General features: G+C 63.0%; 30 protein-coding genes and 1 pseudogene. 12 read left to right on the forward strand and 19 right to left on the reverse strand.

Going from position 1 to position 25888, the window contains the following annotated elements:
• Positions 1–206 precede the first annotated feature (206 nt).
• The 8 genes and pseudogenes from tnpB (EJ105_RS24945) to EJ105_RS24980 all read right to left on the reverse strand — a co-directional run.
• Positions 207–473, reverse strand: coding sequence for an IS66 family insertion sequence element accessory protein TnpB (gene tnpB, locus EJ105_RS24945; protein WP_347881344.1), 267 nt, complete (start codon positions 471–473; stop codon positions 207–209).
• A gap of 67 nt (positions 474–540) precedes the next feature.
• Positions 541–1458: an SDR family NAD(P)-dependent oxidoreductase gene (locus tag EJ105_RS24950; protein WP_250168455.1), complete on the reverse strand. Its 918-nt coding sequence runs from the start codon at positions 1456–1458 to the stop codon at positions 541–543.
• A 42-nt stretch (positions 1459–1500) separates the two neighbouring features.
• Complete coding sequence (locus EJ105_RS24955) at positions 1501–1806, reverse strand: DUF1330 domain-containing protein (protein ID WP_250168456.1); 306 nt, start codon at positions 1804–1806, stop codon at positions 1501–1503.
• 29 nt (positions 1807–1835) lie between these two features.
• Positions 1836–2630 (reverse strand): SDR family oxidoreductase, encoded by a 795-nt coding sequence (locus EJ105_RS24960; protein WP_250168457.1) that lies wholly within the window; start codon positions 2628–2630, stop codon positions 1836–1838.
• A 371-nt stretch (positions 2631–3001) separates the two neighbouring features.
• The gene (locus EJ105_RS24965) at positions 3002–3829 is read right to left on the reverse strand and encodes an ATP-binding cassette domain-containing protein (RefSeq protein WP_250168458.1); all 828 of its coding nucleotides are present in this window, start codon (positions 3827–3829) and stop codon (positions 3002–3004) included.
• 14 nt (positions 3830–3843) lie between these two features.
• Positions 3844–4800, reverse strand: a complete 957-nt coding sequence (locus tag EJ105_RS24970) for an ABC transporter permease (RefSeq protein WP_250168459.1) — start codon at positions 4798–4800, stop codon at positions 3844–3846.
• Between the two features lie 169 nt (positions 4801–4969).
• Positions 4970–6103: a sugar ABC transporter substrate-binding protein gene (locus EJ105_RS24975; RefSeq protein ID WP_250168460.1), complete on the reverse strand. Its 1134-nt coding sequence runs from the start codon at positions 6101–6103 to the stop codon at positions 4970–4972.
• Positions 6104–7022: 919 nt separating this feature from the next.
• A pseudogene (locus tag EJ105_RS24980) lies at positions 7023–7234 on the reverse strand (transposase); the annotation flags it as partial.
• Positions 7235–7531: 297 nt separating this feature from the next.
• Here EJ105_RS24980 and EJ105_RS24985 point away from each other — a divergent pair.
• The 11 genes from EJ105_RS24985 to EJ105_RS25035 all read left to right on the forward strand — a co-directional run bounded on the left by EJ105_RS24985 (position 7532) and on the right by EJ105_RS25035 (position 15024).
• A complete protein-coding gene (locus tag EJ105_RS24985) occupies positions 7532–8245 on the forward strand; it encodes a CoA transferase subunit A (RefSeq protein ID WP_250168461.1) in 714 nt (237 codons plus the stop codon).
• Between the two features lies 1 nt (position 8246).
• Entirely contained in the window at positions 8247–8876 is a 630-nt protein-coding gene (locus tag EJ105_RS24990; RefSeq protein ID WP_250168462.1) for a 3-oxoacid CoA-transferase subunit B, read from the forward strand.
• An 81-nt stretch (positions 8877–8957) separates the two neighbouring features.
• Positions 8958–9836, forward strand: a complete 879-nt coding sequence (locus EJ105_RS24995; RefSeq protein WP_250168463.1) for an NAD(P)-dependent oxidoreductase — start codon at positions 8958–8960, stop codon at positions 9834–9836.
• Positions 9837–9891: 55 nt separating this feature from the next.
• Positions 9892–10308 carry a PaaI family thioesterase gene (locus tag EJ105_RS25000; RefSeq protein ID WP_250168464.1) on the forward strand — a complete coding sequence of 139 codons (417 nt, stop codon included), beginning with the start codon at positions 9892–9894 and terminating at the stop codon, positions 10306–10308.
• Between the two features lie 169 nt (positions 10309–10477).
• Complete coding sequence (locus tag EJ105_RS25005; protein WP_284145642.1) at positions 10478–11212, forward strand: enoyl-CoA hydratase-related protein; 735 nt, start codon at positions 10478–10480, stop codon at positions 11210–11212.
• A 79-nt stretch (positions 11213–11291) separates the two neighbouring features.
• Positions 11292–12023, forward strand: coding sequence for an SDR family oxidoreductase (locus EJ105_RS25010; RefSeq protein WP_250168466.1), 732 nt, complete (start codon positions 11292–11294; stop codon positions 12021–12023).
• 312 nt (positions 12024–12335) lie between these two features.
• Positions 12336–12602 (forward strand): hypothetical protein, encoded by a 267-nt coding sequence (locus EJ105_RS25015; protein ID WP_250168467.1) that lies wholly within the window; start codon positions 12336–12338, stop codon positions 12600–12602.
• Positions 12599–12946, forward strand: a complete 348-nt coding sequence (tnpB, locus tag EJ105_RS25020; protein ID WP_250168468.1) for an IS66 family insertion sequence element accessory protein TnpB — start codon at positions 12599–12601, stop codon at positions 12944–12946. The genes EJ105_RS25015 and tnpB (EJ105_RS25020) overlap by 4 nt, the downstream gene beginning before the upstream one ends.
• Positions 12947–13004: 58 nt before the next feature.
• Entirely contained in the window at positions 13005–13832 is an 828-nt protein-coding gene (tnpC, locus tag EJ105_RS25025; protein WP_394042882.1) for an IS66 family transposase, read from the forward strand.
• Between the two features lie 361 nt (positions 13833–14193).
• Complete coding sequence (locus EJ105_RS25030; RefSeq protein ID WP_250168469.1) at positions 14194–14541, forward strand: hypothetical protein; 348 nt, start codon at positions 14194–14196, stop codon at positions 14539–14541.
• Between the two features lie 21 nt (positions 14542–14562).
• Entirely contained in the window at positions 14563–15024 is a 462-nt protein-coding gene (locus EJ105_RS25035; protein WP_250168470.1) for a hypothetical protein, read from the forward strand.
• A 125-nt stretch (positions 15025–15149) separates the two neighbouring features.
• On the opposite strand, the gene EJ105_RS27925 is transcribed toward EJ105_RS25035, so the two are convergent.
• From EJ105_RS27925 to EJ105_RS25075, 9 genes are all read right to left on the reverse strand, one after another.
• Complete coding sequence (locus EJ105_RS27925; RefSeq protein WP_284145640.1) at positions 15150–15284, reverse strand: hypothetical protein; 135 nt, start codon at positions 15282–15284, stop codon at positions 15150–15152.
• A gap of 24 nt (positions 15285–15308) precedes the next feature.
• Positions 15309–16196 (reverse strand): cyclase family protein, encoded by an 888-nt coding sequence (locus EJ105_RS25040; RefSeq protein ID WP_250168471.1) that lies wholly within the window; start codon positions 16194–16196, stop codon positions 15309–15311.
• Positions 16197–16241: 45 nt separating this feature from the next.
• A complete protein-coding gene (locus EJ105_RS25045) occupies positions 16242–17123 on the reverse strand; it encodes a sulfurtransferase (RefSeq protein WP_250168472.1) in 882 nt (293 codons plus the stop codon).
• Positions 17123–17875, reverse strand: coding sequence for an ABC transporter ATP-binding protein (locus EJ105_RS25050; protein WP_250168473.1), 753 nt, complete (start codon positions 17873–17875; stop codon positions 17123–17125). The genes EJ105_RS25045 and EJ105_RS25050 overlap by 1 nt, the downstream gene beginning before the upstream one ends.
• Positions 17865–18641 (reverse strand): ABC transporter ATP-binding protein, encoded by a 777-nt coding sequence (locus EJ105_RS25055; protein ID WP_250168474.1) that lies wholly within the window; start codon positions 18639–18641, stop codon positions 17865–17867. The genes EJ105_RS25050 and EJ105_RS25055 overlap by 11 nt, the downstream gene beginning before the upstream one ends.
• Positions 18638–19555: a branched-chain amino acid ABC transporter permease gene (locus EJ105_RS25060; RefSeq protein WP_250168475.1), complete on the reverse strand. Its 918-nt coding sequence runs from the start codon at positions 19553–19555 to the stop codon at positions 18638–18640. Before EJ105_RS25060 ends, EJ105_RS25055 begins: the two co-directional genes overlap by 4 nt.
• Entirely contained in the window at positions 19555–20403 is an 849-nt protein-coding gene (locus tag EJ105_RS25065) for a branched-chain amino acid ABC transporter permease (RefSeq protein WP_250168476.1), read from the reverse strand. The genes EJ105_RS25060 and EJ105_RS25065 overlap by 1 nt, the downstream gene beginning before the upstream one ends.
• 20 nt (positions 20404–20423) lie before the next feature.
• Positions 20424–21596 carry an ABC transporter substrate-binding protein gene (locus tag EJ105_RS25070; protein ID WP_250168477.1) on the reverse strand — a complete coding sequence of 391 codons (1173 nt, stop codon included), beginning with the start codon at positions 21594–21596 and terminating at the stop codon, positions 20424–20426.
• Positions 21597–21749: 153 nt separating this feature from the next.
• Positions 21750–23267 carry a GMC oxidoreductase gene (locus tag EJ105_RS25075; protein ID WP_250168478.1) on the reverse strand — a complete coding sequence of 506 codons (1518 nt, stop codon included), beginning with the start codon at positions 23265–23267 and terminating at the stop codon, positions 21750–21752.
• A gap of 161 nt (positions 23268–23428) precedes the next feature.
• Between EJ105_RS25075 and EJ105_RS25080 the strand changes: the two genes are divergently transcribed.
• Complete coding sequence (locus tag EJ105_RS25080; protein WP_250168479.1) at positions 23429–24331, forward strand: LysR family transcriptional regulator; 903 nt, start codon at positions 23429–23431, stop codon at positions 24329–24331.
• A 10-nt stretch (positions 24332–24341) separates the two neighbouring features.
• Here the strand turns inward: EJ105_RS25080 and EJ105_RS25085 are convergent, their stop codons facing one another.
• Together EJ105_RS25085 and EJ105_RS25090 are read right to left on the reverse strand one after the other, a co-directional pair.
• Positions 24342–24680, reverse strand: coding sequence for a monooxygenase (locus tag EJ105_RS25085; RefSeq protein ID WP_250168480.1), 339 nt, complete (start codon positions 24678–24680; stop codon positions 24342–24344).
• A gap of 310 nt (positions 24681–24990) precedes the next feature.
• The gene (locus tag EJ105_RS25090; protein WP_250168481.1) at positions 24991–25869 is read right to left on the reverse strand and encodes a sulfurtransferase; all 879 of its coding nucleotides are present in this window, start codon (positions 25867–25869) and stop codon (positions 24991–24993) included.
• Between the last annotated feature and the right edge of the window lie 19 nt (positions 25870–25888).

The following is a 25888-nucleotide window of genomic DNA, read 5'->3' on the forward strand; positions in this document are numbered from 1 at the left end:
CCCGCCTCCTGCTCCTTCAGCATCCCTATGATCTGTTCCTCTGTGAACCGTGAGGCTCGCATCGTCCGTCTCCATGATCGACGGACTCTACCTAAATCTGGACGAGGATCAGGGGCTCACGTCAGCGGCCAAATCCTGGGGCAAATCGGGAGCTTCGATCAGGCCGATGATTCTGCCACAAAGCAGTGCCGAAGCAATGGTTTATCTTATCCCGCCGCGGTCGGCCGCCAGGTCTGCTGCGGCATCCGCCAGTCGATCCCTTCGAGCAGGTAGCCGAGCTGCGCGGCCGTGATCGTCACCGTGCCGTCGACCGTCGACGGCCAGAGGAACCGCCTCCGCTCCAGCCTCTTGGCGAACAGGCACATGCCCTGTCCGTCGTGCCAGAGAATCTTCACCAGGTCGCCACGGCGGCCCCGGAACACGATCAGGTGGCCCGCGTGCGGATCGCGCTTCGACGTCTCTTGCGCGATCAGCGCCTACCGCCCTAATTTATTTAAAGTGTTGATAGCGCGGCGCGCTGGCCGCGGTTCGATTTTTCTATCACTTGCCGGTCTGAAGCCAAGTCGTGAGAGTATCGGGATCGACCGCGGACAGCCCCCCGTCCACATAGATCGAAGCGCCCGTGACGTAGGAGGACTCGTCGGAAGAGAGGAAGAGTGCAACGGATGCGATTTCTTCCGGCATTCCTGGTCTTTTAAGCATGCTGCCTTGACCGAATGCCCTCTTAAATTCATCAACTGTTTTACCGATAGAAATTGCTCTTCGCGCGTGAAACTGCGTAAAGATTGATCCTGGTAGAATTGCGTTGACACGGATATTATCCTTGGCATGATCGTAGGCGAGCGCGCGTGTCATGCCGTCGATCGCAGCCTTCGACGTATCATATTGGACCATATTGCCTCCGGCGATGGTCGCTCGAATCGAGGACATATTGACGATCGCACCGCCACCAGCCTCCTTCATGGCCGGAATTGCGGCTTTGCAGACGAAGGCCACTCCCTTGATGTTGACGCCTAAAATCTTGTCCCAGCTTTCCTCCGTCGCTTCCAGAACCGACTGATAGAGACGAATACCAGCATTATTGACGAGGATATCGACACGGCCAAAAAGCTGGACAGCTGCCGCGACGAACCCCACCGCCTCCCTCTCGACGTCCATGGGGCCCCCGTAGAAGAGAACCTTGTGGCCAGCCTCCTTCAGTTCGGCTTCCAGCGCCTGTCCATTCTGCTCGTCGATATCCGAGAAAGCTGTTGAAACGCCTTCGGCGACGAACCGCCGGACGATAGCCTCACCGATTCCTGAAGCCCCTCCGGTAACGAGCGCGACCTTGCCTTTGATTTGACCTCTCATTTCCATCCCCCTGTCGATAGGAATTGATCGAAAAGACCTATACTTGCCGACAACCACCCATTGCTGTTGTTGTTCACAACCTTCTCGGTAATTCATGTTCTCCCGCATGCCGAGAAGCTCGTCGCCGATACCTGTGGGCCGATTTCCAAGTCAGGTCGCTTCCGGCGGATCACACCCTTCGATGATGAACATGCTCCCTGTTGAGGCGTTGTGGCGGATACCAATGATCGCCTGATAGGCGGGCGATGCGTGCCAGGCTTTGGCGTGTTGTACCGACGGAAACTCCATCAACACGACCCGACTATCGGGCACCTGCTCTTCGAGAGGATGCTTGAGGCCGTTGCGCGCAAGGTAGCGGCCACCAAATGCGACCACGGTTTGTGGTGCAAGCGCGGCGTATTCAGCGTAGCGCTCGGCATCCTGAACATCGATGCTCGAAATCACATAGGCTTTCATGATTGCCTCCTCCCTGAACTGTCGTGGGGTCAATACACCGCAGGCGTCGCTCCACCATCAACGGCGACGGCGGCGCCCTGGATCTGCCGAGCCTCGTCGGATGCGAGAAACAGCGCGAGCGCGGCGACGTCTTCAGGCTGGCACAAGCGTGTCAGGCCGTCCTTTGCGATCATCGCCGCGCGCACGTCATCGACGGTCATCCCCATACTCTCCGCACGCTGTCGGAAGAGCTGGACCACGCGTTCGGTTTCGGTGAGGCCCGGCAGGATTGCGTTGACGTTGATGCCGTCGCGCTTGCCCAGTCCCGCAAGGCCCTTGGTGAAATTGTGCATCGCTGCATTCACCGACCCGCCGATCAGAAATTCAGGGTCGGGCACCCGCGCCGCAACGCCGACTATGTTGACAATGTACCCCTTCGCTGCCTTCAGCAGCGGCCAGAATAACCGCGACAGTCGCACACATGAGTAGAATTTCAGCGCAAAGCCATCCTGCCAAGCATCGTCGCCCTGGGTAAGGAACGCACCAGCCCGCGTCGCGCCTGCCGAGTTAACGAGGACGTCACACCGGCCGTGCTTCTCGGTGACCAGGCGAAACGCGTGCTCGCAACCTTCCATCTGGGCCAGATCAACTGCGCAAGCTTGGGGCCGTGGCGCGCCAATCGCGGCAATCGCATCAGCAGCGGCCTTGAGGTTGGCTTCCGACTTCGCCACCAGCACGGTCTGCGCGCCCTCGGCCGCAAACGCCGTCGCAATCGCGCGCCCGATGCCGCGGCTGCCGCCAGAAACAACAACGATCTTGCCCTCGAATCGATGTCCCATCACCATCCCTGCGTTTCGTTACGCGGTTCAAGAATTCTCAATCTAAGCACGGGCCGGCCGCTCCCTAGCAAATGCGTCGATCGACAGTGATCGCATGAAAAGACGGGTGCATCCTCTGCGACGCCATCAATATCTGCCATGAGGAGCGGACGTCTGTTTGGACCGGGCCGGGACCAGCGAAATATTCGATTCCACGTTGTATGGAGCCTCGAACAGTCCCGCATTTCCGTGGCCCGAAACTCCCAGAACGCTGGGAATATTCTCCTTGATAGGAAACTCCGTAATCAGTTCGTGTCCGTTGGGCATGTTCGTTCTCCGCTCGGCAGGGAGTTGCGACCGGATTGTTCCAGGTACATTCCATTTCGGCACAACTCGATTCACCCAGACCGCGTGGAAGCCCCTTCGGGGTGAGCGCTCCCAAGGGCCCCGGAGACGGCTCCCATCTCGCCCCCGGAAACCATCAGCTTCACAATCTCGTCTATATCGGTGGTGCACACGTGGAGGTCGCGCACCAGCGCGCCGGATTTCATCACCACGACGCGATCGCACACCGTCATGATGTCCTGGAGCCTGTGGCTGATGAGAATTACGGCGAGACCGGATTCCTTCAACGTGCGGATCAGTGTCAGCATACGCTCGATCTTCTCCACCGAAAGCGCCGCCGTCGGCTCGTCGAGGATCATGACCTTCGGCCCGAAAGCCATGGCCCGCGCCACCGCCACCGACTGCTTCTGGCCACCGGAGAGGCTGTCGACGCTGACCCGCGTGCGGTTTTCCAGACCTGGGTCGAGCCCGGCAATCAGCTTGCGCGTGATGCGGTCCATCTTGCGATTGTCGAGCAGCTTGACGCCGGCGAAGCTCCTCGTTTCCTCTCGGCCGAGAAAGACGTTCTGCGTGATGGTGAGATGGCCGATGACGGCGAGATCCTGATATACGATCTCGATCCCGCTCAGCCTGGCCTCGTGCGGGGAATTGAAGCCGATCGGCTTTCCATTGAGCCGTATCTCCCCCGAGGTGGGCTGCACCGCGCCGCACAGGATCTTCACCAGCGTGGATTTTCCCGCGCCATTATCGCCGACGATGCCGACCGCCTCGCCCTTGTGGAGATTGAGGCTCATGCCGCGCAGCGCCGAGACCTGGCCGTAGCGCTTCTCGATGTTGCGCAACTCGACAACGGGAGCGGCGTCCGTAGATTGCTGAATCATGTCGCGCTCTCCCCTCACTTGATGATCCCGATCTTCGAGCGCTCAAGCGCGACGAGGATCGCCAACACCAGCACCATGCCCTTGACGATCATCTGTACGTCGCTGGTCAGGCCGATGATGATCAGCCCGTTCGCCAAGGCGCTGATGGCAATAGCGCCGATCACTGTATTGGTGACGTTGCCGACGCAGCCGGTAAGCGGCGTGCCGCCCAACACCACGGCGGTGATCACATCAAGCTCCAGCGAGGTGCCGAGATTGGGAGTGGCCGCACCCTGACGCGAGGCCAGCACCAGACCGCCGAGGCCGGCGGCAAGGCCCGACAGCATGAACAGGCTGACCTTGATGCGATTGAGCGGCAAGCCCACCAGCCGCGCGATATGCTCGCTGCCGCCGAGCGCCCGGATGTAGAGGCCCATCTGCGTCTTGTTGAGGAGTATCCAGAACAGCGCCAGCAGCGCGGCGGCGATGAGCACAACTGTGGGATAGGCGCCGAGATCGCCCAGAATCGGCACTCCGTAGACGGTGAAGGATTCTCCGTCCGAGATGAGATAGGCGATGCCGCGGGCGGTGGTGAGCATCGCCAGAGTGACCAGGAAAGAGGGCACCCGTAGATAGACGAACACCAGCCCGTTGACCGCGCCGGCGACGCCGCCGATCGCCACCCCGAGCAGGAGCGCCGGAATCGGCCCGACCTGCGGGACCAGCTGGGCGGCGACGATCCCCGCGACTGCAGCAACCGAGCCGACCGAAAGATCGATCGATCCGGAAATGATGACCAGCGTCACACCGAAACCGACGATGGCCAGCACCGCGGCCTGGGTGAGCACGACCTGCGCGTTCGGGATGGTGAGGAAGCGGGTCGGGGCCAGCGCTCCGAAAATCACGACAATGACAAGGAGAGACACCAGCGGAATGAGAATCCCCCCCCGAAACGAGAGCTTCAGCTTTTCACCGGCAAGCTTACCGGCCATTCTTTCTTGTATTGTAATCACATTTGTCCCCTATTGGTGTATATTCCGGGCCGGCACCAGCCGGCCCGGAATATCCATGCCGATTGCCGACTATGGACATACATCCGTAATCCATCTCGGATGGGAAGGTAGGCGCAGACTATCCCTTGGCTCGCCCTCTTCGGCCCGATCACGGCTTGTCGACCTGGACGACGAAGTCCGCTGGTGCATCCGCATTGAAGACACGCGAGCGCTGCTTCCAGTCCATGACCGTCGGATTCTTGTAGAATTTTTCCTCGAATTTCGCGGCATTGTCCTTGGTCACGACGGCAACGCTCACCAGGGAAATCGGCTTGGCTGGCTTGAGCCCGTGGAGGTAGTCGTACATTTGGACGACGCTCAGCGGACCTTCATGCCAATTCCCACCGGCCGAAACAGAAAATGAGCCCTGCTTCAATTTTTCGATCACTTCCGGAATCGCGTCAAATCCAGCAATTTTGACTTTATCTGCGACTCCACGATCAGAAAGGATCTTCCAAGCACCCATGGCCCAGTCGTCATTGCCACCGTAAAGGCAGTCGAACTCCGGCCCGGGCAATGCCGTTAGCCAAGCTTCCATTGTGTTGGCACCCGCAGCGCGAACGCTATTTGCATACTCATCGCGCAGGATCTGCACCTCGGGATGTTCGGTGGTCGCTTTGGTGCGGCCGCGGGTGCGCGCTTGGTAGAGGGAAACGCCGCGCACGCCGTTGTTCACGACGATCTTGGTACAGCCCTGCCGCAGCAGTGCCGAAGCGATGTTATAGCCAGCCTGCTCATCGTTCGTGCCGACGAAACCAATATATTTTCCGGATTCTGGACCAACACCTGGCCAGCGGTCTGCAATGGTAACGGGAATTTGGCTCTTGGCAGCCATGTCGAGGATCGCCGGTCCCATTTGAGTATTGTACGGGACAACGATAAGGCCATCTACACCTCCAGCGATCAATCCCTGAAGCGTGTCGATTTGCTTTTCTTCACGATTTTCGTGATCGACAATACGCAGGTCGACGTTAAGCGCCTTCGCCGCCTCCTGACTCGACTTAGCGAAGGCGACCCAGAATGGATTGGTGCGGTGGGGGATCAGCATGCCGATGCGAAGGCCCTGCTTCGGCGTTGGCGCGCCGGCGGACTGTCCCGGCGTAGGAGATGGAAGGGGCGATGAAGCGGCCGGCGCTTCCTTGGTCATCACCGGCGCCTGGGCGAGGGCCGGAACGGGTACGAAGGCCAAGGCGGCGATGAAGGAGGCGAGCAAGCTTGTTCGTGCGGTCTCGATTTGGTTCATAATCTCTTCTCCGTTGGTTGCATTTTCCTCGATATAATTCGACGTATTATTTTTATTTGTTCGCCCTATTTTCGCTTGATCATAAATTAAGAACCTGCTCCGAAGATCTCGTTATTCCTAGGCATTGCTATTCGCTCCAGTGGCTCCGCGTCAATTCAGCTGGATGCAGAGCGTAGAAGCCCCGCCTGAGACACGACCTTGCCGGCGATTAGGCGATTAGGCTGTCATAAACATAGAGAACCTAGCCCGTGACGAAACTGCTGCAGGCATCCAGCCGCCACGTCACCGAGTGGGCCACGTCGTCCAGGCTTCCGAGGCGGCGCACCGGGAGGCCGGCCACGATGGCCTGAGTGTCAGGTGGGTTGGCGCGGCTGAATAAGTCGGCGCGGATCTGTCCCGGGTCGATCGCATTTGCACGCTAGATTCTTCACCCCTACGTCGCGTAGCGCATCGATCATCAAGGACGGAACGCCGCAAAGGTCTAATCCGTCGATCGCAATGGTTTGTCCATAGACAACCACTCCCCCCATCGCCGCCGCCGCATTGTCGAATATCTTTCTCATGATCCGCTCAATGAGGAGCGGAAAGGGGAGAGGGCTACCGATTCTGCGCCGTGCATGCCCAAAGCGCGCCGCTTTAGGTCGATGCTTTTGATCAGGCCGCAACCTCCGCCGCGTAGCTTCAATGCGGTTGAGTGTTTCTTGTGTGTGCATCGGAGGCAATCCCGCGAAACGCACAGCCTCTGTGCGACAATGCACAGGATTTGAGGCCGATAGCAGCGAGGATCATCTTCGCCTATCGCGCAGGCCGACCGCGACGCCTCGGTAGGCGTCGCGGTCAGGCAAGCCTTGGTGAGATGGCGTTTCAATAAGGCGCCTGCCGCAGTCAGCTGCCTCATGCTCTGCATGGGATGCGGGCAGGCCACCAGCTTCCGCAGCTTGGCGTTCTCATTCTCAAGCTGCTTCAACCGCCGCATCTCCAGCGGCGCCAGCCCTCCGACTTCTTCTTCCCGTTGAAATAGGTGGCCTGCCTGATGCCGGCCCGGCGTCAGATGTCCGCCACCGGCATCCCATCAGCCCCCTGCTGCAGGGCGAACGCCTTCTGGGCCTCCGAAAAATTCGATGCCTCCATCGTCTTCCGCTCCTCCCTGCCAAGGGGCGACTGCGCGGGAAACTCTAGCTCCAAACGGTCAAGTTTTCTGGGTTCAGATCAGCCTGATGATATGCTGCGAATGTGCATTGGCGCACAGAGACTGTGCGCCGCACGTAGTTGCTTCGACGGCCGCACATTGGGACAATAGCACAACATCGAAGCATGCGTGATGCAACCAACGGACCTCTCGCCAGAGAAATCCCATCCGCTCAGTCCTGAGCATTCCGTAATTCGGTACGAATTATCAATACTCCTCCACTCATCATTGTTGGGCTTATGAAAAAGATATTCGACAACGCGGCGTCCGCAATGAACGGAGTGGTTGCCGACGGGCAAATCGTCGCGATCGGTGGGTTCGGTCTTTGCGGAATCCCATCTTCGCTCATCGAAGCGCTGCGCGACTCTGGCGTCAAAAATCTAACGTGTATCAGTAATAACGCCGGCGTCGACGATTTCGGCCTAGGCCTGCTCCTTCACACGCGTCAGATCCGCAAGATGATCGCGTCTTATGTTGGAGAAAATAAGGAATTCGAGCGCCAATTCCTGAGCGGCGAACTCGAGCTGGAGTTCAATCCCCAAGGCACTTTGGCCGAACGCTTAAGAGCAGGCGGCGCGGGTATCGCGGCCTTCTTCACTCGTACCGGAGTGGGGACGCCCGTTGCGGAAAACAAGGAAGTGCGGGACTTCCAGGGCGCCTCTTACGTGATGGAGACGTCACTGAAAGCGGACATCTCGTTGGTTAAGGCAAAAACTGTCGATCATGACGGAAACCTTCGCTTTGCCCGCACTGCGCGTAATTTCAATCCCGAGATCGCGATGGCCGGAAAGCTGACAATCGTAGAGGCCGAGGAGTTAGTAGACACGGGAAGTATTGACCCCGACGACGTACATCTCTCGGGCATTTTCGTGGACCGGATCGTGATCGTCCCCAATCCGGAAAAGCGAGTTGAGCGCCTCGCGGCGCGACCGCGCCCGAAGCCGGAGGCTTGATATGGCTTGGACACATGACGAAATGGCAGCCATTGCCGCGCTTGAGCTTCAAGACGGGGATTATGTGAATCTCGGGATCGGACTGCCGACGAAAGTGGCGCAGCACGTTCCTGATGGAGCGAAGGTGTGGCTCCACTCGGAGAACGGCCTGATCGGTATCGGCCCGTTTCCCTTCGAGGACGAAGTGGATATGGACCTGATCGAGGCTGGCAAGCAAACGGTCACGATCGTTCCCGGTGGATCAATCTGCTCTTCCTCTGAGTCTTTCGCGATGATTCGTGGCGGGCACCTCGATCTGACGATCCTGGGAGCGATGCAGGTGAGCGCCACCGGGGATCTCGCAAACTGGATGATCCCCAAAAAAATGGTGAAGGGCATGGGCGGCGCCATGGACTTGGTAGCCGGTGTTCGCCGCGTGCTTGTCGTCATGGAACACACGACGCGGACTGGCGAATTTAAGATTCTGGACGAGTGCACATTGCCGCTGACCGGTAAGGCGGTTGTCGATCGCATTATTACAGATCTTGCTGTGATCGATGTAACCGATAAAGGTTTGGCCGTCAGAAAACTTGCGCCAAACGTAACGTCGGAATTTGTGCAGTCTAAGACCGAATCCGTCTTGCTATTCTAGACGCGAGCTTGACAGCACGGGGGTATATCGGGCCGGCCTGTTGACGAGACGGCCTAAGAGCGCAGGCGGGGCAAAGATAAGATGAGCATCGCGAAGGTGGCGTTTATCGGCGCGGGGAGCATGGGCGCTCCCATGGCCATGCGTGTGAAGGAGGCCGGCTATCAACTCACGGTTTGCGATCCGAATTCCGACGTGGTGGATCGGTTCCGCAGCGTTGGCGCCAACATAGCCAACACTGCTGCCGAGTGTGCCGCGGCGGACGTGGTGATCGTGCTCGTCGCCAATGACGAACAGATATTCGATGCCACGATCGGACCGAAAGGCATCCTGCATGGCATTCCGTCGGGACACAGCCCGGTCGTGTGCATCATGTGCACGACCCATCCTGAAACCATCAAACGTGTGGCAGGTCCGCTTGTCGCCGCCGGCGCCAGGGTGATGGACGCGCCGATCAGCGGCGGGATTGTCGGGGCGCAAAAGGGGACGCTGACCATTCTGATGGGGGGCGAGCGTGAAGACTGCGAGCTCGTTAGCCCGTTGATGCGGGTTATGGGGAAGAACGTCTTTGAGTGCGGTGATCTGGGTTCCGCAGAAGTGGTCAAGGTAGCAAACAACGCAATCTGTATCGCGGTCCAATTCCTGACCGCAGAGGTGATGGATCTCGCTGAACGGCAAGGCGTGTCGTTCGAGAAGCTCGCGCCGATCCTGAACGTGAGTTCCGGGCGCAACTTTCTAACGGTCGATGCCGAAGAAGGCCGGCATCAGTACGCCGCCTGGGCTCGCTCGCCTGATGCTTTCGGTTCGTTAATGAAGATCCTGGCCAAGGATCTGCACTTGGCTGAAAATTTGGCCGCGTCAGCAGGTCTGCAACTCAATCTTCTCAGTCGAATTGCAGATTATGCCGATTACGTAGATTCCGGAACTTTCGAACGATGGCAACGGCACGGTAAGTTGCCGTAGTCATCCAGATCGACGAATTGACCAATTTGACCGCCATGGAAGCATGACAGCACGCATGGAACGCAACAGCGATTATTTCGGCATCGAAGTTCCCTTCATGCGGCACATTGGCCTCGAGCCGGTATCGATGGGTCCAGACATCTGCTCGACTCGTCTGCCGCTCAATACAGAAACTGTAAACAGCAGAGGCGTAGTCCACGGCGGCGCATTAATGAGCGTCCTTGACTTCACACTAAGTGCTGCGGCGCGGAGCCACGCTCCGCTCAATTACAGCGTCGTGACAATCGATTTGGCAACCCATTTCCTCAATGAAGCCAAATCCGAACTATGGATCGAGGGACGCTGTATCCGGCGGGGGAGGTCGATTGTTTTCTGTGAGGGCGATGTGCGCGACCGGGATGGCCAGCTTGTCACTATCGCGCGAGGCGTCTTCAAGCTGCTTGATATCGATCGCGGCCACCGTGGCCGATAGCGGAGTTGCATGATTGTTCTTGCTCCGACGGTCTCGCGGGAGAAAAACCGCCTTCGCTTCGATTCAGCCAACAAGCCAATCTTCACTTCCTGCCGGGATAAAGCCGAGAGAGAATGTAATTATGAGACAGTTTCAAGACATTATTTACAGTGAAGACGGCCCCATCGCGATGATTACATTGAATCGGCCCGAGGATGGGAACATGTTCACATCGCAGACGGCGCTTGAAGTGCGCGACTGCATCAACGAGATCCGGCGGGAAACGCGCACCCGCGTGCTGGTCATCACCGGCGCCGGGGACAAGTTTTTCTGCATTGGCGGCAGCAAGGAAGGGCTTCCCGACACGTTGATGTATGAGGGTACGATCCCAACCGTCGAGATGTACGAGGCAATCGACAAGCTTCAAAAGCCGGTAATCGCCTGTGTCAATGGCTTCGCCGTCGGCGGCGGTAACGTCCTTCAGGTCGTGTGCGATATCACCATTGCCAAGGAAAGTGCTGTCTTTCGACAGGTTGGCCCAATGATGGGAAGCTTCGACGCGGGTTACGGAACCTGGTATCTGGAAGACCTAGTCGGCAAGAAGCGCGCGAAAGAGATGTGGTACCGCAACCCAAAGCTTACGGCTCAAGAGGCGCTCGAGTGGGGTCTCATCAACCACGTAGTGCCCGACGACAAACTCCGCGAGTTCACACGACAGATCGCGCTGGAGATCGCGGATCGCGGACCTTATGCCCTAGCGGCAATCAAAAGCTCCTTCCTGGCGCGACATGGTGGCGTTGCTGGCTTTGCAAGGGTAGCTCATGATCTGATGCTGCCGACCTATCTGCAAACGGACGAGCATGAGGAGCTTAATAAATCATTCAAGGAAAAACGGCGACCAGATACTACTAAATTCGGACGCTGATTTTAATACCTAGGAAGTAAGCTATAAAATCGCGTCTTTTACTTACTGCATCGATCAGGCTGAACATGGGATTACGTCGATGATAAATTCCGGTTCGGCAATCCGTGAGCGGGTATTGATCACCGGCGGCAACGCCGGCATCGGGGCAGCCATCGCGACGTGCTGCCGCCAGGAGGGGTGGGATCCGGTAGTGATCGACCGTGCCGTCGACCACTCGCCCGGCGCCATTCAGGCTGATCTATCCGATCCCGCGGATACAGCGCGGGCCCTGAACCTGGCGCTTTCGGGGGGGCCGATCACCCGCTTGGTCAATAATGTCGGCACGGTGGTGCCGGCAGCGGTGGAGAACCAGACTCTGCCTGAGTTCGATCTGGCTGTCTCCTTGAACTTGCGCTGCGCGTTCCAGTGTCTGCAGGCGGTACTGCCAAGTATGAAGGCTGCCGGCTTCGGCCGGGTGGTCAACCTGTCTTCGCGCGCCGCGCTGGGCAAGGAATTGCGTACAGCTTATGCGGCAACCAAAGCAGGACTGATCGGCATGACGCGGGTCTGGGCGCTGGAGCTGGGGCCGCTGGGCATCACCGCTAATGCTGTAGGTCCGGGGCCGATCCGCACCGAATTGTTCGAACGTGCCAACCCACCCGACTCACCTCGCACCCAGGCCATCGTGGCCGCCGTCCCGGTTCGGCGGCTCGGAACGCCGGACGACGTGGCCCACGCGGCGGTCTGGCTGTTGGACGCCCGTAGCGGCTTCGTCACGGGCCAAGTGCTCTACGTCTGCGGTGGCATGACCGTGGGCGCGGCCGGCGTCTGAGAGACTTCTCTGATGGGGTTGATTTGGTCAAGCGTAACCGTCGTCTTCAGGCCAAGTGGCCAAATGCATGCTGCGTTGAGTAGCCGGTGAAAGTCGCGACGAGCCTCGGCGCGTCCGGGGAAACCATCTGGGTCCAGCTCAAGGGTGTTCGCGAAGACCGGCACCCATCGCCAGGCGGGATTGGTGCGCCTGCTTGCTGGCACGTCGCGGATCGGTGGCAGTAAGACCAGAGATTCTGAGGCCTCGTTCGGCAGGAGTCGCTCCAACCGTTGCAGCGGAGAGGGACCGCGCCGGAGCTGTGCCCGGCGAACCATGATCGACGCCGCTCGGCGGCCGGGGCCGGCAGGAGCTTTCCGCGTCACCTACCTGCCGCCCCTGATGACAAGAGGGGATTCGAGCGCAGGATTTGTTCCGGCTGTGATCGTGCCGGAGATCGCGGCAGCGACCGGCCCGCTGACGGCGGACGGCAGCGGCCGGATCGAGATCGTGATGGCGAACGGGCGGCGTGTGATCGTGAACCGAGATGTCGACGTCGAGGCTCTGCTCCGGATCGTGCAAGCGCTGGAGCGGCTTGCGTGATCCCGGTTCCGACGGGCGTCCGGGTCTGGCTGGCGACGGGTTACACGGATATGCGCCGGGGCTTCCCGGGCCTGTCGCTGCAGGTGCAGGAAGTGCTTCGCCGGGATCCGCTGAGCGGGCATCTGTTCTGCTTTCGGGGGCGCCGTGGCGATCTTTTGAAGGTGATCTGGCATGACGGCCAGGGCGTCTGTCTGTTCACGAAGCGGCTGGAACGGGGCCGGTTCCTGTGGCCGAGCCCGGCGGACGGAGCGGTGACGATCTCGACGGCACAACTCGGCTATCTTCTGTCCGGAATCGATTGGCGCAATCCTCAGGAAACGTGGCGGCCGACCCGGGTCGGCTAGCATTTACCTTTTGAAATCGCGAGTAAAATCTGATTCACTGGCGTTATGATGGTGAAGGCTGACGATCTTCCTTCAGACCTCGCAAGTGCCCTGGCGGCGCTGCCGACCTGCGCCGCCGGCGGCGGTCTATTACGCCTCGGGCGACCGACGCGGAGAGCACCCGCAGAAGCATCTGGCCGGGTTCGCCGGCATCCTTCAGTGCGACTTTTACGGTGGCTTCGAGCCGCTGTTCGATCCGCAGCGGAAGGAACAACCGATCACGCCGGCCTTTTGCTTTGCTCATGCGCGGCGTGGCTTCTTCGAGCTGGCCGATATCGCGAAAAAGACTCGTGACGGCAAGAAGGGCAAACCGGTCTCCCCGATCGCCTTGGAGGCGGTCAGGCGCCTCGACGCGTTGTTCGAGATCGAGCGCTCCATCAACGGGCGCAACGCCGACGAGCGGCGGGCTGTGCGCCAGGAGAAGAGCAAACCGCTTCTCGACGACATGCAGGCCTGGCTGCTCCGCGAACGCGAAACCCTCTCGCGCTCCGCCGAGGTCCTGAAGCCGGTCAACTACATGCTCAGGCGCTGGGCCGACTTCGCCCGCTTCCTCGAGGATGGCAGGATCTGCCTCAGCAACAACGCCGCCGAAAGAGCGCTGCGGGGCATCGCCCTGGGACGGCGGAACTGGACCTTTGCCGGCTCCCAGCGTGGCGCCGATCGCGCCGCCGTCATGCTCACCCTCATCGCCACGGCCCGCCTCAACGATGTCGATCCGAAAGCCTGGCTCGCCGATATCCTGGCCCGCATCGCCGATCTTCCCGCATCGCGTCTGCACGAACTGCTGCCCTGGGAATGGAAGCATCTGCGAGAGGCCGACAAGCCCGCCGATCAGCAGGCCGCCTGACCCCCACGCCGCACCATCATAGCGCCAACATCGCTCGCGCGCGGGCACCTAGCCCCGCGGCCCTCGTCGTATGCGTACGGCGCAAATGGACGCGCGGCTTGTGATCTTCCTCCCGCCCGTAATGGGCGCTTCGCGCTGCGGGGTACCGTCTTGGCCTATCCGCTTCTTCAGACGAATGGAGTTTGGCTCTCCACCCGAGCCTCGCCGCTGCTCTCTACGCCGTCCAGGAACCGCAGTGCTGCCTCGATGAGGTTCGGCTGCGCGTTCGAGAGGACACCGGCGCCCACTTCGTATTTCGACGTTCCTTGGCGTCGGCGCCGCACTCCTCGTGCCGTGCACCGCCACAGCCTTGAATCGGCAATTGGAGCCGATCCAGCCGGGGCTTTACTCTTCCGGGCAGGAGGGCGGCTGCGATGACCCGGACAGCAAGGACACGATGCTGATCACTAGGTCGGAGATCCATCAATACGAAATCCATTGCCGCATTCGGCGCATATCGGCCCAGGGGTATTTCTGCGTGATCGATACCGACTGCGACTCCGTGGGAGAGAGGGGAACGATCAAGTACGAGATTGCGCCGCTCTATCTCGGCACCCTAGCCGTGCAGATGCGGAAAGGTGGCCTGATGATCGCGACGGGAGAGCCGCTTCTCTACCGCCTGTGTCCGGTTCGGCGGGCCAGTCCCAAGGCCGATGACTACTCTCGCTGATGACCTGACGGAGGTTGCACGATGACCATGGATCCGACAGGCGGAAACAATGGACCCGATGAGAAGCGGGAGAGCGGGACGGAACGCCAGCAGCAAACACCATGCGTCGGCATCTTCTGGTTCGTGATGCAGGCCGGCCGGCCCGAGCTTCTCACCTGCCAGACGCCCTGGCGGGACGCGGAGGACTATGGCGACTTCAAAACCGAGGCGACCGCACACTATGATTTCTGGCCCGGGCTGCGGAAAAGGCTGAAGCTGGTAGGCGAGTATGAGGACTGGCCGCGTGGGCGTGTCGTCTACCATGTGCGCGACGCGGTCTTCACCGCCTATATCGATCGGCAGCTTGCCGGCGCCGCATTCCGCGCGGTGATCCTCGACGCCTTCCATCTTCAGCCTGAACGGACCCGCTTCGCTTTCGACGCCCATTACAGCGGCGCGAAATTCAAGGTGTCGGGCCGGCCCGTCCGCTCAAGTGCGTCTTGAATTCCCGCCAGATCGATGACCGTCGACCTGGAGCTCCTGAAGCCGTACCGCCCCGGTAGCTGGCCGGTGCGGAACAGCTCCTGCGCGCACGGAAAGCTGGGATTGCCGCGACCGCTTGGTGGGCCTCACAGCCTGATGTCGCCGGGATTCCCGCGGGCTAGGATCTCGATGCCCTTAAGCTGCTCGGCATTATCTGTCAGCAGCTTCTTCCAGGCGCCGTCGCGCTGGTCTTTGTCGAAGCCGTAGATGATGAGACGCACCCGGTTACGGTGTGACGCAGGCCCTCACCGCAGCAGGACGGGGCGCACCGGGGCGGCTGTTGCCCCTCGGAAACGCGGGGCGAGCATGGCAAAGCAGGACACAAACAGCCCGGCCTGAGCCACCTTCTCAAGGGCCAGATTCTCGATCAGGTAGACGCCATGCTCCACCAGCGCCAGCTGATGCACCGGCAGCAGGAGCCCCAGGTCCGGGTTGGGCATCACCTCCACGGCCATGTTGTCCGCTCCGATCGCCACCACGCCACGGGCGATCAACCATTCGGCTGCCGCGACATCGATGCCGGGTTCGCCCTCCAGATAGCGCGCGTTGTCGGTCTCGAAATGGCGGCCCCAGCCGGTGCGGATCATGGCGACGTCGCCCGGCTCCACGGTGAAGCCGCCGCGCGCCGCCGCGCGCTCCAGGTCGTCGACGCTCACCACCTCGCCCGCGGCGAGGCCGTTTGCACCGCCCACGTCAAAGAGAATGCCGCGCGTCACCATGGGCGGGATGTGTTCGGCGCCGAGCGTCTCCAGCCCCCAACTGGTCACCTCCTCCTCGGCATCTCGCCCGCCGAACATGCGCGCGCCCACCGAGGCATGCCCCAGCGCATCCACATGGGTGCCCACGTGCATGGTCATCTCGACGCGCTCGAGGTTGGTCCCGACCTCGTTGCGCACACCGGCCTTGCGGCGACGACTGATGGTGTCGCGCCAACTGGCGAACATGGACATGAGGAAGGGCGTTTGGTTCGGCCGCATCATCGGCGCGCCGTAATAGATGTCGTGGCTAATGTCGTGGATGCCGCCCTCGCGGACGAGAGACAGCGCCGCGAGTGTCTTCTGGGGCGTCAGGTGTATCCCGGCGCCGTGCTCCTTGCGGAAATCCCACTGGGAATGGCAGTGGCAACACTCCATATGCGTTTCCTCTCCTGGCCCGGCCGCGATCATCAATTCCCCTCGTCACGCTTCGCCGGTGACCATCGGGCGCGAAGGATCCGCGGACCAGTCGGTCAGCGAGCCGTCATAGAGCGCCGCGTCGCTACGACCGATCAGATGCAAAGCGAACGTGATGCCGCTGGCGGCGATGCCGCCGCCGCAATAGCTGATGATCCGCGGGCGTTCGAGAACGCCCGCGGAGGCGAAGATGCAGCGAATCTCCTCCGCGCTGCGAAACCATGACGTCCCACGACGCAGCAGATCCCGGAAAGGCACGCTCACGCTGCCCGGAATGCGGCCCGGGCGGCCGTAATGCGCGCCGCCGCGCCCCGAGAACTGCTCCGGCGAGAGCGCGTTCACCAGAGCCCCGCGCGGATCATTCATCGTGGCTGCGACCTCCTGGGCGTCGGCCCTCAGGCTGGGGCGCAGGCGGGCGGTGAAGGTTCCAGGCACCGGCTCGGGTCCGGCGTCGGCGGTCAGCGGCAGGCCAGCCTCGCGCCATCCCTCCAGACCGCCATCCAGCACACGCACGTCGTGCGCGCCGGAGGCGGTGAGCACCCACCATGTCCGGACCACGGGCCCGAGATAGCCGCTGCCATAAAGCACGATGGTGTCGCCATCGTTCACGCCATGGGCGCGCATGGCATGCGTGACGTGCTCCATCGCCGGAAGGCCGTAGGGCACGGTTCCCTGCGGCGCTGACAGCTCGTGGAACATGGAAAGATAGCGGGCGCCGGGGACATGTTCGCGCTCCCAGTCCGAGCGACCGCTGACGAGCCGCGAGCGGCCGACTGGCTGGGGCAGCATCTCGGCGCTGCAGTCGAAGATCCGGAGGCCGGGGGCGCCCAGATGGGTGGCGAGCCATTCGCGGGTGCACAGGATGGATGGTTCCGCGCGTATTGGCATCAGACCGGGGGAGGGCTGGCGGCGAGGGATTCCAGCGCCAGCGGGTCGTCGCCCAGGTAGGCGCGCTTCAGATCCGCGTCGGCCAGGAGTTCCGCGGCCGGCGCGGAACGCACCAGCCGGCCGCTTTCCAGCACATGCCCGGTTTTCGAAAGCGACAGGGCCAGATGCGAATTCTGCTCCACCAGCAGCACCGTCACCCCGGTGGCGGCGATGCGGCGGATGGCGTTGGCCATCACATGAATCACCGCCGGAGCGAGACCGAGAGAGGGCTCGTCCAGCAGCAGCAGACGGGGGCGCGCCATCACCGCCCGGCCGATGGCCGCCATCTGCTGCTCGCCCCCGGAGAGGTTGCGGCCCAGGCTGTTGCGCCGTTCGGCGAGGCGGGGGAACAGCGCATACACCTTGTCGAGATCGGCCCGCACACCCGTCTGGTCGCGCCGCAGATAGGCGCCGCAGACAAGGTTGTCGTGGACGCTCATCTCCGGGAACAGCCGCCGTCCCTCGGGGGACAGGGCGATGCCATCCCGGATCCGCTGCTCGGTGGGCAGGTTCTCGATCGCCCGCCCGTCGATCAGGATGCGTCCGGCGTGGAGCGGCACCAGGCCGGCGATGCCGCGCATGATGGTGGACTTGCCGGCACCGTTGGCTCCCAGGATCGCGGCCACCGTACCGGATTCGACGGTGAGCGAGACCCCGAGCACTGCCGCAATGGCGCCGTGCCGGATCGAGACCTCCTGGAGTTCAAGCCGCATCCGCGGCCCTCCCCAGATAGGCTTCGATGAATTCCGGCGTCTGGCGGACCTGCGCGGGCGTCCCGTCTGCGATCAGGCGCCCCTGCGACAGCGCGATGATGCGGTCGCACAGCCGCATCACCATCGGCAGGTCGTGCTCGATCAGCACCAGCGCGATGCCGCGGGTGTCATGCACGGCGCGGAACAGGGCTTCCATCCGCGCCGTCTCGGCCCCGTTGAGGCCGGCGGCGGGCTCGTCCGCCAGCAGCATCCGGGGGCGCGTCGCGATCGCCATGGCGACGCCGAGGATCTTCTGCAAGCCGTACGGCAGCGTGGAGGCCACGTCCTCCGCATTCTCGCCGAGGCCGGTGAAAGCCAGCACATCCTCGGCGGTCGCGCGTGCCTCCTCGCGCGCGCCGCGCAGGCGCCGGCCGGCGAACAGCGCCATCGGCGTGCCGATGCCATGGAAGAGCACGGCCTGCTCCAGATGCTGGCGCACGGTCATGTCCGGCAGCACCATCGCGGCCTGGAAACTGCGCACCAGTCCTGCCTTGGCGATGCGGGCGGGCGTCCAGCCGGAAATGTCGTGGCCATCGAAATGGATCGAGCCGGAGCCTGCGGGCAAACCGCCGGTGATGAGGTTGAAGAGTGTCGTCTTGCCCGCCCCGTTGGGGCCGATCAGCCCGGTGATGCGCCCCGGATCCACCGCGAACGACACCCCCTCCACCGCCCGGATGCCGCCGAAGCTACGCGAGACGTTGCGGACCTGCAGTTGCGCCGCGCTCATTTCAGCCTCCGCGCGAGACCCGCCAGCCCCTGCGGTAGGAAGACCATGAGCAGCAGCAGGGAGACGCCATAAAGGAATTGCTGCCAGCCGAGCGCCGTGCGGAAGAGTTCGGGAAGCGGCACCAGCAGCAGGGCGCCCGCCAGGGGACCAAGGATGGCCCCGACCCCGCCGACAACATTCATCACCAGCGCATTGATGGTGGCGGTGACGTTGAAGGCCTCGGGCGAGATGTAGCCCATATAGTGGGCATAGAGACTGCCCGAGGCACCAGCGATGCCGGCGCTGACAGTGAAGACGAAGCGGCGCCAGGCCAGGGCTTCGATACCCAGCGACTGGACCAGCGGCTCATTGCGCTCCAGCCCGCGCAGCACCTGGCCCGGCTGGCCGGACAGCATCGCACGCACCACCAGCAGCGCCACGGCCGTCGTGACCAGCACCAGCACGTAGAAGCTCTCCCGGCTGCGGAGGGTGAACCCCAGGATGGCGGCAGGAGGGATGCGCATGATCCCGTTATTGCCGCCGAAGGGAAAGACGAACTCCACGAACACCAGCACGATGGCCTCGCCGAGCACGAAGGTGAGGAGGGCAAAATTCACGCCGCGGACCTTCAGGATGACGGAGCCGATCAGCCAGGCCGCGAGAGCGGGGATGGCTATGCCCGCGCTCATTCCCAGGAGGAAGGGCGTGCCCACGTCCCGCGTCAGAAGGGCGGAGGCATAGGCGCCCATGCCCATGAAGCCCGCCTGGGCCAGCGACAGCTGGCCGATGCGAAGCATCAGGTGCAGGCTCAGTGCCAGCAGCGACTTGATGCCGATGAGGATCGCGATGTGCCAGACGAAGCGGCCATCCACGGCAAAGGGCACGAGGACGACCCCGGCCGCGATCGCGGCCAGGACAATCCGGGAAGGGCGCATCACGATCTCCCCAGGAGGCCTGCCGGCCGCACCAGCAGGACAAGGATCACGGCCGCGAAGGACACCAGGGCGGCGATGGTCGCGTTGAAGAGAATGGAGATGCCGGAATCAATCGTGGCCAGCAGGCACGAGGCCACTAACGCGCCGGGGATGGAGCCGAGCCCGCCGAGCACGACGATGATGAAGGCCTTCATCAGTGCCGCCTCGCCCATGTTGGGCTCCGCGCCATAGATCGGCGCCACCAGCGCCCCCGCCAAGCCGGCCAGCGCGCATCCGATGCCGAACGCCACCGGATACGTCTTCCAGGGCGTGATGCCTTGCAGTCGCGCCACCTCGGGCGCCTGCGCCACAGCCCGCATGGCCAGCCCGAGCCGGGAATGATTGAGGAGCCACCAGATGAGGGCCACCATCACCAGCGCCACGCCCGCGGCAAACAGCTGGTCGCGCGGAATGAACGCCCCCGCGACCTCGATCGAGCCGGAAAACGGCCGTGCGATGGGCTGGCTGTCGACGCCGAACAGGATGGTGACGGCGCCCTTGATGGCGATGGCCAAAGCCAGCCCCACGATCATGCCGCCGGTCTCATCGCCGGTGAAGCGCCGGAACAGCGCGCGCTCTGCGACGACGCCGATGCCGCCGGCCACCAGCGCCGCCAAAGGCAGGGCGACCAGATAGTCGAGGCCGAACTGGTGCTGGGCCACGAAGACCGCGTAGGCCCCGATCAGCAGGAACTCGCCATGCGCGAAGTTGACCACGCGCATGATCCCGAAGATCAGCGTGAAGCCAAGGGCGATCAACATGTAGGTCGCCGACGAAAGGCCGGCGACCACGAGAAACTGCTGAAACATGACCTGTATGATCCGCCCGCTCAGTCCGGCTTGGCCTCGCCGATGACGACACCCTTGCCGTTCTGAATCTCGACCATCACGACGGCGCGGTAGATCTGGTGATCCACGCTGTAGGCCGCCTTGCCACCCCAGGTCAGCGGCCCCACCGAGCCCTGGAACGGGGTGTTGGCCTCAAGGGCCGCGACCACGGCGTCACTCTTGGTGGAGCCGGCCTTCTGCAAGGACGAGAAGAGCAGGTTGGCCGCGTCGTAGAACATGACCACGTAGTCGTTCATCTCGGTCTTGTGCAGCGTGCCGAAGCGCGCGCCGAGGCGGTTCCATGTGTCGGTGCCGGGGGCGGCCATGGTGGTGCCCACCACGCCCTGCGCATATTCGGGGCCGGCCGCCTTCACGATCTCCTCGACGTCATAGCCGCCGAACTTTGTGAAGCTGCCCTTGTATCCCTGCTCGCGCGCCTGACGGATGATGAGGCCCGCGGTGCGCGGCGGTGCGGTGTCGAGCTCGATGGTGTCCGGATTCTGCGCGAGGACCTTGGTCAGAAGGGCGCGGAAGTCGTTCTGGCTGCGCTCGAAGAATTCCGCCGCGACCACATCGAATCCGCCCTTCGTGTACGCCGCCTTCTGGATCTTCTGGCTGTTCCAGCCGGTCTCGTCATTGGCGGCGACCAAAGCGACGCGCTGCAGGTTCGGCCTGTTCTTTTTCAGCCAGGCAACGGTGGAGGGCGAGAATTCCTGCGTGGTCGGGCCGACGCGGAAGATATACTTGCTGTCCTTCAGCACATCCGCCGCCCACGCCCCGGTGAACAACAGCACGCCCTCGCGCTCGGTCAGCGGCTTGATGGCGAGGAGCGAGGCCGAGCCGATGGGGCCGAAGACAAAGCGCACATCGTCGGGGCCGATCAGCCGGTTGATCGCCGTGACCGCCTCTGCAGCCTTGTACTGGTCGTCGTAGGAAATGACCTCGAGCTTGTAGCTGGTGGCGCCGACCTTGAGGCCGCCTCGCGCATTCACCTCCTCCGCGGCGATCTTGACCCCGCCGTCCATGCCAAGTCCCCAGGCGGCGCCGGGGCCGGTCAGCGGGCCGAGGACGCCGATGCGCAGCACCTCCTGCGCCTGGGCAAGACCCGCGGAAAGCGCGAGCAGCGAAGCGGCCATCGCCGCCAGCGCGATCCTGCGGTTGAACATGGCAGACATGGATCCGGTCTCCTTGTGCGACGGCTGCTTTGCGCGCCGCCCTCGATGGTGATGGCCCACAAAACCCAGGCCGCGTTTATTGTCAATTATCTTTATCGAAAAAATTAAATAATTGCTCCAAGTCTGGCTATCGCTTTGTCCAAGATCATCTTTTCAGTTTTTGGCGAGAAATCGCGCCGCTACATTCTCGGCCCAGGCCCCAATGCTAAGGGTGGGCGGCGCCGCTGTCGGGCGGGGAAAGGCGGCGGCATCCACCACATGCAGGCCGGGCACGCCGTGGACCTCGCCATCGGCGCCCACCACGCCGACGGCTTCCAGGCGGCCCAGGCACGCCCCTCCCATGGGATGGACGGTCGAGGGTCGACGGCCGGCATAGACGGGGCGCCCGGAGAGGCGCGCCATCTCCTGCATGACCTCGTAGATGCGGCCGTAGATGGGGCTGTTCGCCGGATCGAAATCGATACGGAAGCGCCCGCCCGCAATGCTGGCGGTCCCGTCCATGGCATCCTCACCCATACCGCTCACGACCATGCCGCGCTTGAGGCGCTGGCGGACGAAGCGCGGGAAGGGATAGGCGTCGACGCTCGGCATGTTGTTGCGGCCGATGCCCACCTGCGGCCGGGATTCGTCGCGCAGGCGGATCGCCCCCTTGCTGGGAATGCCTTCGGTGTAGTCCGTATCGGGGGTATTGAGGTCCCAGAAGCCGCGGATGTCGCCATTGCCGCTGAATCGCCGGCCGAGATGCGGCATGCCCCGGAGGCCACCGTGCACGTCCCGGCTCTGCAGCAGCAGCCGCAGCGTGTTCATCGTGCCCGCGCCGAGGAAGACGTGGTCCGCCTCGATGGCCGATCGCCGGCGGGCGGCGTGGTCCACATAGTCGATGCGAAACCTGCGGGCCGCGCCGGGTTGCGCGATGATCGCCACCACTTCGCTGAGCGGGCGGACATCCAGCCCATGCCGGAGCGCCGGTCCGAGATAGATGAAGTCCATGGTGGACTTCGAGCCCGATGGCGCGCCGAGGAAGCCATGGTCGCCGCTGCCGTAGTCGGTCTCCCAGCGGCTGATGCCCGCCTCGGTCGTCACCAATTGCGGGTTCGCAGGGTCGCGGGGAAACAGGAAGCCGACCCGCACCTCGTCCTTCGGGACGACCGGCGCGAAGTGCGGATGATCGCCATAAAGCTTGAGCGCGCCATGCGGAGGGGTGTTGGACAGGCCGGGCCTTGCCGAGCCGACCCTGGCCAGGAATGCGGCGTAGTGGGGCGCCATTGTCGCCTCGTCCAGGCCGTCGCAATGACCGTCCCAGAAATCGGGCCGCGCGGGACGCCGATGCAGGGCGGAATAGACGTGGCTCCCCCCGCCGACGCCGGAGGAGCAGATGACCTCCATGCCGCGCGAGACATAGACCTCGAGCAGGCCCTTGCGGCTGATCCGCAGGCTGCCGCCCGGCAGCAGCGGATGGTGTACCGCGCGCAGCGCCCGCCGGAACAGGCTCAGGCCGCGTGGAAACGCAGTCCGGTTCGCGATGCCCATGGAGCGCACGGGCACCGTGTCCCACCAGGGACCGCGTTCGAGGACGGTGACCTTCGCCCCGCCCTCCGCCAGTCGCGCCGCCGAGACACTGCCGCCGAAGCCGCTCCCTATGACGACCACCTCGGTGGCATCCGCCGCCATAACTCCCCCTCCGGACCCGTTTCCTCCCGCGCGCGCCGGGCCACGGCAGCTGTCGAGTGACGCGGGAAGTTTGACAAACCGCCAGCCCAAATGTCCAATGCATTGCAGCCGCATTGCATAAGATAATGTTATGGCCGAAGATGAGAATTAACCCGCGCCAGGTGGAAGCGTTTCGCCTGGTTTTCCAGACCGGCAGCATGACCACCGCGGCGCAGATGATGGGCATCACGCAGCCCGCCGTGAGCCGGCTGATCCGCGACCTCGAGGCGACCCTGGAATTGGCCCTGTTCATCCGCAGCGGCAGCGGCATCAGCGCCACGACCGACGCGATTACGTTCTTCACGGAGGTCGAGCGCAGCTTCGTCGGTCTTCAGCAACTGGAGCATGCGGCGCTGGCGATCCGCCAGAAGCGGGAAGGCCTGCTGCACGTTGCCGCCACCGGTGCGTTCGGGGTTCTCTGCCTGCCGCGCGCCCTTGCGGCCGTGCGCGAGGCGCGCCCTGGACTGCGCGTGCGCCTCACCGTGACACGTTCGTCGGAAATCCTGGACATGGTGGCGACGCGGCGCTGCCACCTCGGCATCACCGCCATCCCTCCGCAGACCGCAGGCATCGATCACGAGAACCTGCCCGCGGTCCCCATCGTCTGCCTGCTCCCGCCCGGCCATCCCCTCGTCGCGCGGCGCGAGCTACGCCCGCGCGACCTCGTCGGGGAGATCATCTATGGGCCACCGGAAAACACCCGCCTCCACCAGCAGATCGCCCAGGCCTTCGAGCAGGACGGTGTGGGCTATGATCTCGCCGGAGAATGCACGCTCGGCAACTCCATCTGCGCGTTCGTGGCCTTGGGCGCCGGCGTCGCCATCCTCGATGCGCTGGCTGCGCGCGGTGCGGTGGAGCCCCCCATCATCTTGCGCCCCTTCGTGCCGCATCTGCGATGGGAGCCGAAATTGCTCTTCCCGGCGGGCAGCCCTCGCTCGCAGCCGCTCGCGATGCTCATTCGCGAAATCCGGGCCCGCCTCGCCGACCTTGCCGCTTCGTCGCCGGAAGGCATTGTCTGGCGCTGAAGGGAGGACCTCAGCGGGGGGAAGGCTCGGGCAAAGGCTCGCTGGCGCCGTTTACGCGCAACTCGTCGGCCTCATTGTCGACGACGACGTAATTCTCATAATAAGTGACCGTCGGGCGGGCGCCAAACCGCGCCTCTACCTTCTTTGCCCAGTCTTCGTTGTACCAAGCCTCGGCCTGCTCGCGCGTCTCCCAAAGGTAAACGCCGCCGCCGCCCGCATCTCCGTTAAGGAAATACTTGCGCTTCAGGCCGTCGAGCCCGGCATAGAGCGGAGCCGAGAGCCGTGCCGATGCGGTGGCCTCTTCCGCGCTGCGCTGGAGGCCCGGAATCTGCACGATCGCGATCAGCATGGACGCTTTCCTTCTTTGCATGCCCGCGCATTTCCCCGCCCGCGCACGCGGCTGTCAAATCTCAATTCCTGATGCCTGATGCCGGCATGTTATGCACCAAGAATTGTATGGACTTAGTGGGGCGTGCGCGCTGGTCTTGGGGGCGGCCCACAGTAGAATTGAGCGAGATGTTGACGTCTTGGGCCGCGTCTTTGCGGGCGCGACGCGGTGGCGGGCCGTTGCGGAGGCGACGGCCGTCGTCCCGGGGCATCGGACGCGTGTTCCAGGTTCCGTGGCCCGTTGCCAATCTGGCTGGTTGGCTGGCCGTACTTCAGTCCCTGCCGGTCTTGAGGGGGCGTGTCGAATCCGCGGTCCACTCGGCAAGCGATCCGTCATATTCGAGCGTATTCTCGTAGCCGATGACAGAGAGTGCGAGCGCCCCCAGCGCGGATGCAACGCCGCCCCCGCAATAGGTCACCACCAGCTCTCCGTCGAGGGCGGTGCGGGCCTCGAACAGGCGGCGCAGCTCGTCGGCCGGGCGCAGGGTGTTGTCGGTGTCGTCCACCAGCTGCGTGAACGGGAGGTTCGTGCTGCCGGGAATATGGCCCGGCCGCGCCCGCCCCGACACGCGTCCGGAAAAATCGTCCTCCTGCAGCAGGCAGACCAGCCGGCCCGAGCGCCGGCCCTCGACGATGTCGAGCACATCGCGGGTGGTGGCCGCGGTGGGTGCCGGGAGCGGGAGCGTGTAGTTCGCCCTGGCATAGGGCGAGAGGCCGTTTTCCATGGGGCGACCCTCGGCGCGGTACTTGCGCAGGCCGCCGTCGAGCACGCTCACGCGTGGATGCCCGTAAGAGCGGAAGACCCACCACAGGCGGGCTGCCCATTGGTTGGCAAGATCGTCATAGATGACCACGTGCGAGGTTCGCGAGATGCCGAGCCGGCTGGCCGCCGTTGCGAACTGGGCCGCCGTGGGACGGGTGAACGGGAAGGGCGCCGTGGGATTGGAGAATTGCGTGAACAGGTCGGCAAATCGCGCCCCCGGAATGTGCCCGCGCCGTTCGTAATCGTCGAGCCCGCTCCGGAACTCGGCACGTGTTCCGTCCGCCCGCGCAGGCTCCAGGTAGACGCTGGCCTCGAGAACGATCAGATCGTCATCGCCCAGATGTTCTCCAAGCCACTGCGTGGAGACGAGAGATTGAGCGGCAGGCATCATGAGAATCCGGTTCGGG

The organism is Xanthobacter aminoxidans, assembly GCF_023571765.1.
In the GTDB taxonomy this organism is placed as follows: Bacteria; Pseudomonadota; Alphaproteobacteria; order Rhizobiales; family Xanthobacteraceae; genus Xanthobacter; species Xanthobacter aminoxidans.

What these genes read in the sequence shown, in the direction of transcription:
- EJ105_RS24950 (WP_250168455.1), bottom strand. Translation starts at nt 1,458, where the DNA reads ATGCGGGAGAACATGAATTACCGAGAAGGTTGTGAACAACAACAGCAA.
- EJ105_RS24955 (WP_250168456.1), bottom strand. Translation starts at nt 1,806, where the DNA reads ATGAAAGCCTATGTGATTTCGAGCATCGATGTTCAGGATGCCGAGCGC.
- EJ105_RS24960 (WP_250168457.1), bottom strand. Translation starts at nt 2,630, where the DNA reads ATGGTGATGGGACATCGATTCGAGGGCAAGATCGTTGTTGTTTCTGGC.
- EJ105_RS24965 (WP_250168458.1), bottom strand. Translation starts at nt 3,829, where the DNA reads ATGATTCAGCAATCTACGGACGCCGCTCCCGTTGTCGAGTTGCGCAAC.
- EJ105_RS24970 (WP_250168459.1), bottom strand. Translation starts at nt 4,800, where the DNA reads ATGGCCGGTAAGCTTGCCGGTGAAAAGCTGAAGCTCTCGTTTCGGGGG.
- EJ105_RS24975 (WP_250168460.1), bottom strand. Translation starts at nt 6,103, where the DNA reads ATGAACCAAATCGAGACCGCACGAACAAGCTTGCTCGCCTCCTTCATC.
- EJ105_RS24985 (WP_250168461.1), top strand. Translation starts at nt 7,532, where the DNA reads ATGAAAAAGATATTCGACAACGCGGCGTCCGCAATGAACGGAGTGGTT.
- EJ105_RS24990 (WP_250168462.1), top strand. Translation starts at nt 8,247, where the DNA reads ATGGCTTGGACACATGACGAAATGGCAGCCATTGCCGCGCTTGAGCTT.
- EJ105_RS24995 (WP_250168463.1), top strand. Translation starts at nt 8,958, where the DNA reads ATGAGCATCGCGAAGGTGGCGTTTATCGGCGCGGGGAGCATGGGCGCT.
- EJ105_RS25000 (WP_250168464.1), top strand. Translation starts at nt 9,892, where the DNA reads ATGGAACGCAACAGCGATTATTTCGGCATCGAAGTTCCCTTCATGCGG.
- EJ105_RS25005 (WP_284145642.1), top strand. Translation starts at nt 10,478, where the DNA reads ATGATTACATTGAATCGGCCCGAGGATGGGAACATGTTCACATCGCAG.
- EJ105_RS25010 (WP_250168466.1), top strand. Translation starts at nt 11,292, where the DNA reads ATGATAAATTCCGGTTCGGCAATCCGTGAGCGGGTATTGATCACCGGC.
- EJ105_RS25015 (WP_250168467.1), top strand. Translation starts at nt 12,336, where the DNA reads ATGATCGACGCCGCTCGGCGGCCGGGGCCGGCAGGAGCTTTCCGCGTC.
- EJ105_RS25035 (WP_250168470.1), top strand. Translation starts at nt 14,563, where the DNA reads ATGACCATGGATCCGACAGGCGGAAACAATGGACCCGATGAGAAGCGG.
- EJ105_RS25040 (WP_250168471.1), bottom strand. Translation starts at nt 16,196, where the DNA reads ATGGAGTGTTGCCACTGCCATTCCCAGTGGGATTTCCGCAAGGAGCAC.
- EJ105_RS25045 (WP_250168472.1), bottom strand. Translation starts at nt 17,123, where the DNA reads ATGCCAATACGCGCGGAACCATCCATCCTGTGCACCCGCGAATGGCTC.
- EJ105_RS25050 (WP_250168473.1), bottom strand. Translation starts at nt 17,875, where the DNA reads ATGCGGCTTGAACTCCAGGAGGTCTCGATCCGGCACGGCGCCATTGCG.
- EJ105_RS25055 (WP_250168474.1), bottom strand. Translation starts at nt 18,641, where the DNA reads ATGAGCGCGGCGCAACTGCAGGTCCGCAACGTCTCGCGTAGCTTCGGC.
- EJ105_RS25060 (WP_250168475.1), bottom strand. Translation starts at nt 19,555, where the DNA reads ATGCGCCCTTCCCGGATTGTCCTGGCCGCGATCGCGGCCGGGGTCGTC.
- EJ105_RS25065 (WP_250168476.1), bottom strand. Translation starts at nt 20,403, where the DNA reads ATGTTTCAGCAGTTTCTCGTGGTCGCCGGCCTTTCGTCGGCGACCTAC.
- EJ105_RS25070 (WP_250168477.1), bottom strand. Translation starts at nt 21,596, where the DNA reads ATGTCTGCCATGTTCAACCGCAGGATCGCGCTGGCGGCGATGGCCGCT.
- EJ105_RS25075 (WP_250168478.1), bottom strand. Translation starts at nt 23,267, where the DNA reads ATGGCGGCGGATGCCACCGAGGTGGTCGTCATAGGGAGCGGCTTCGGC.
- EJ105_RS25085 (WP_250168480.1), bottom strand. Translation starts at nt 24,680, where the DNA reads ATGCTGATCGCGATCGTGCAGATTCCGGGCCTCCAGCGCAGCGCGGAA.
- EJ105_RS25090 (WP_250168481.1), bottom strand. Translation starts at nt 25,869, where the DNA reads ATGCCTGCCGCTCAATCTCTCGTCTCCACGCAGTGGCTTGGAGAACAT.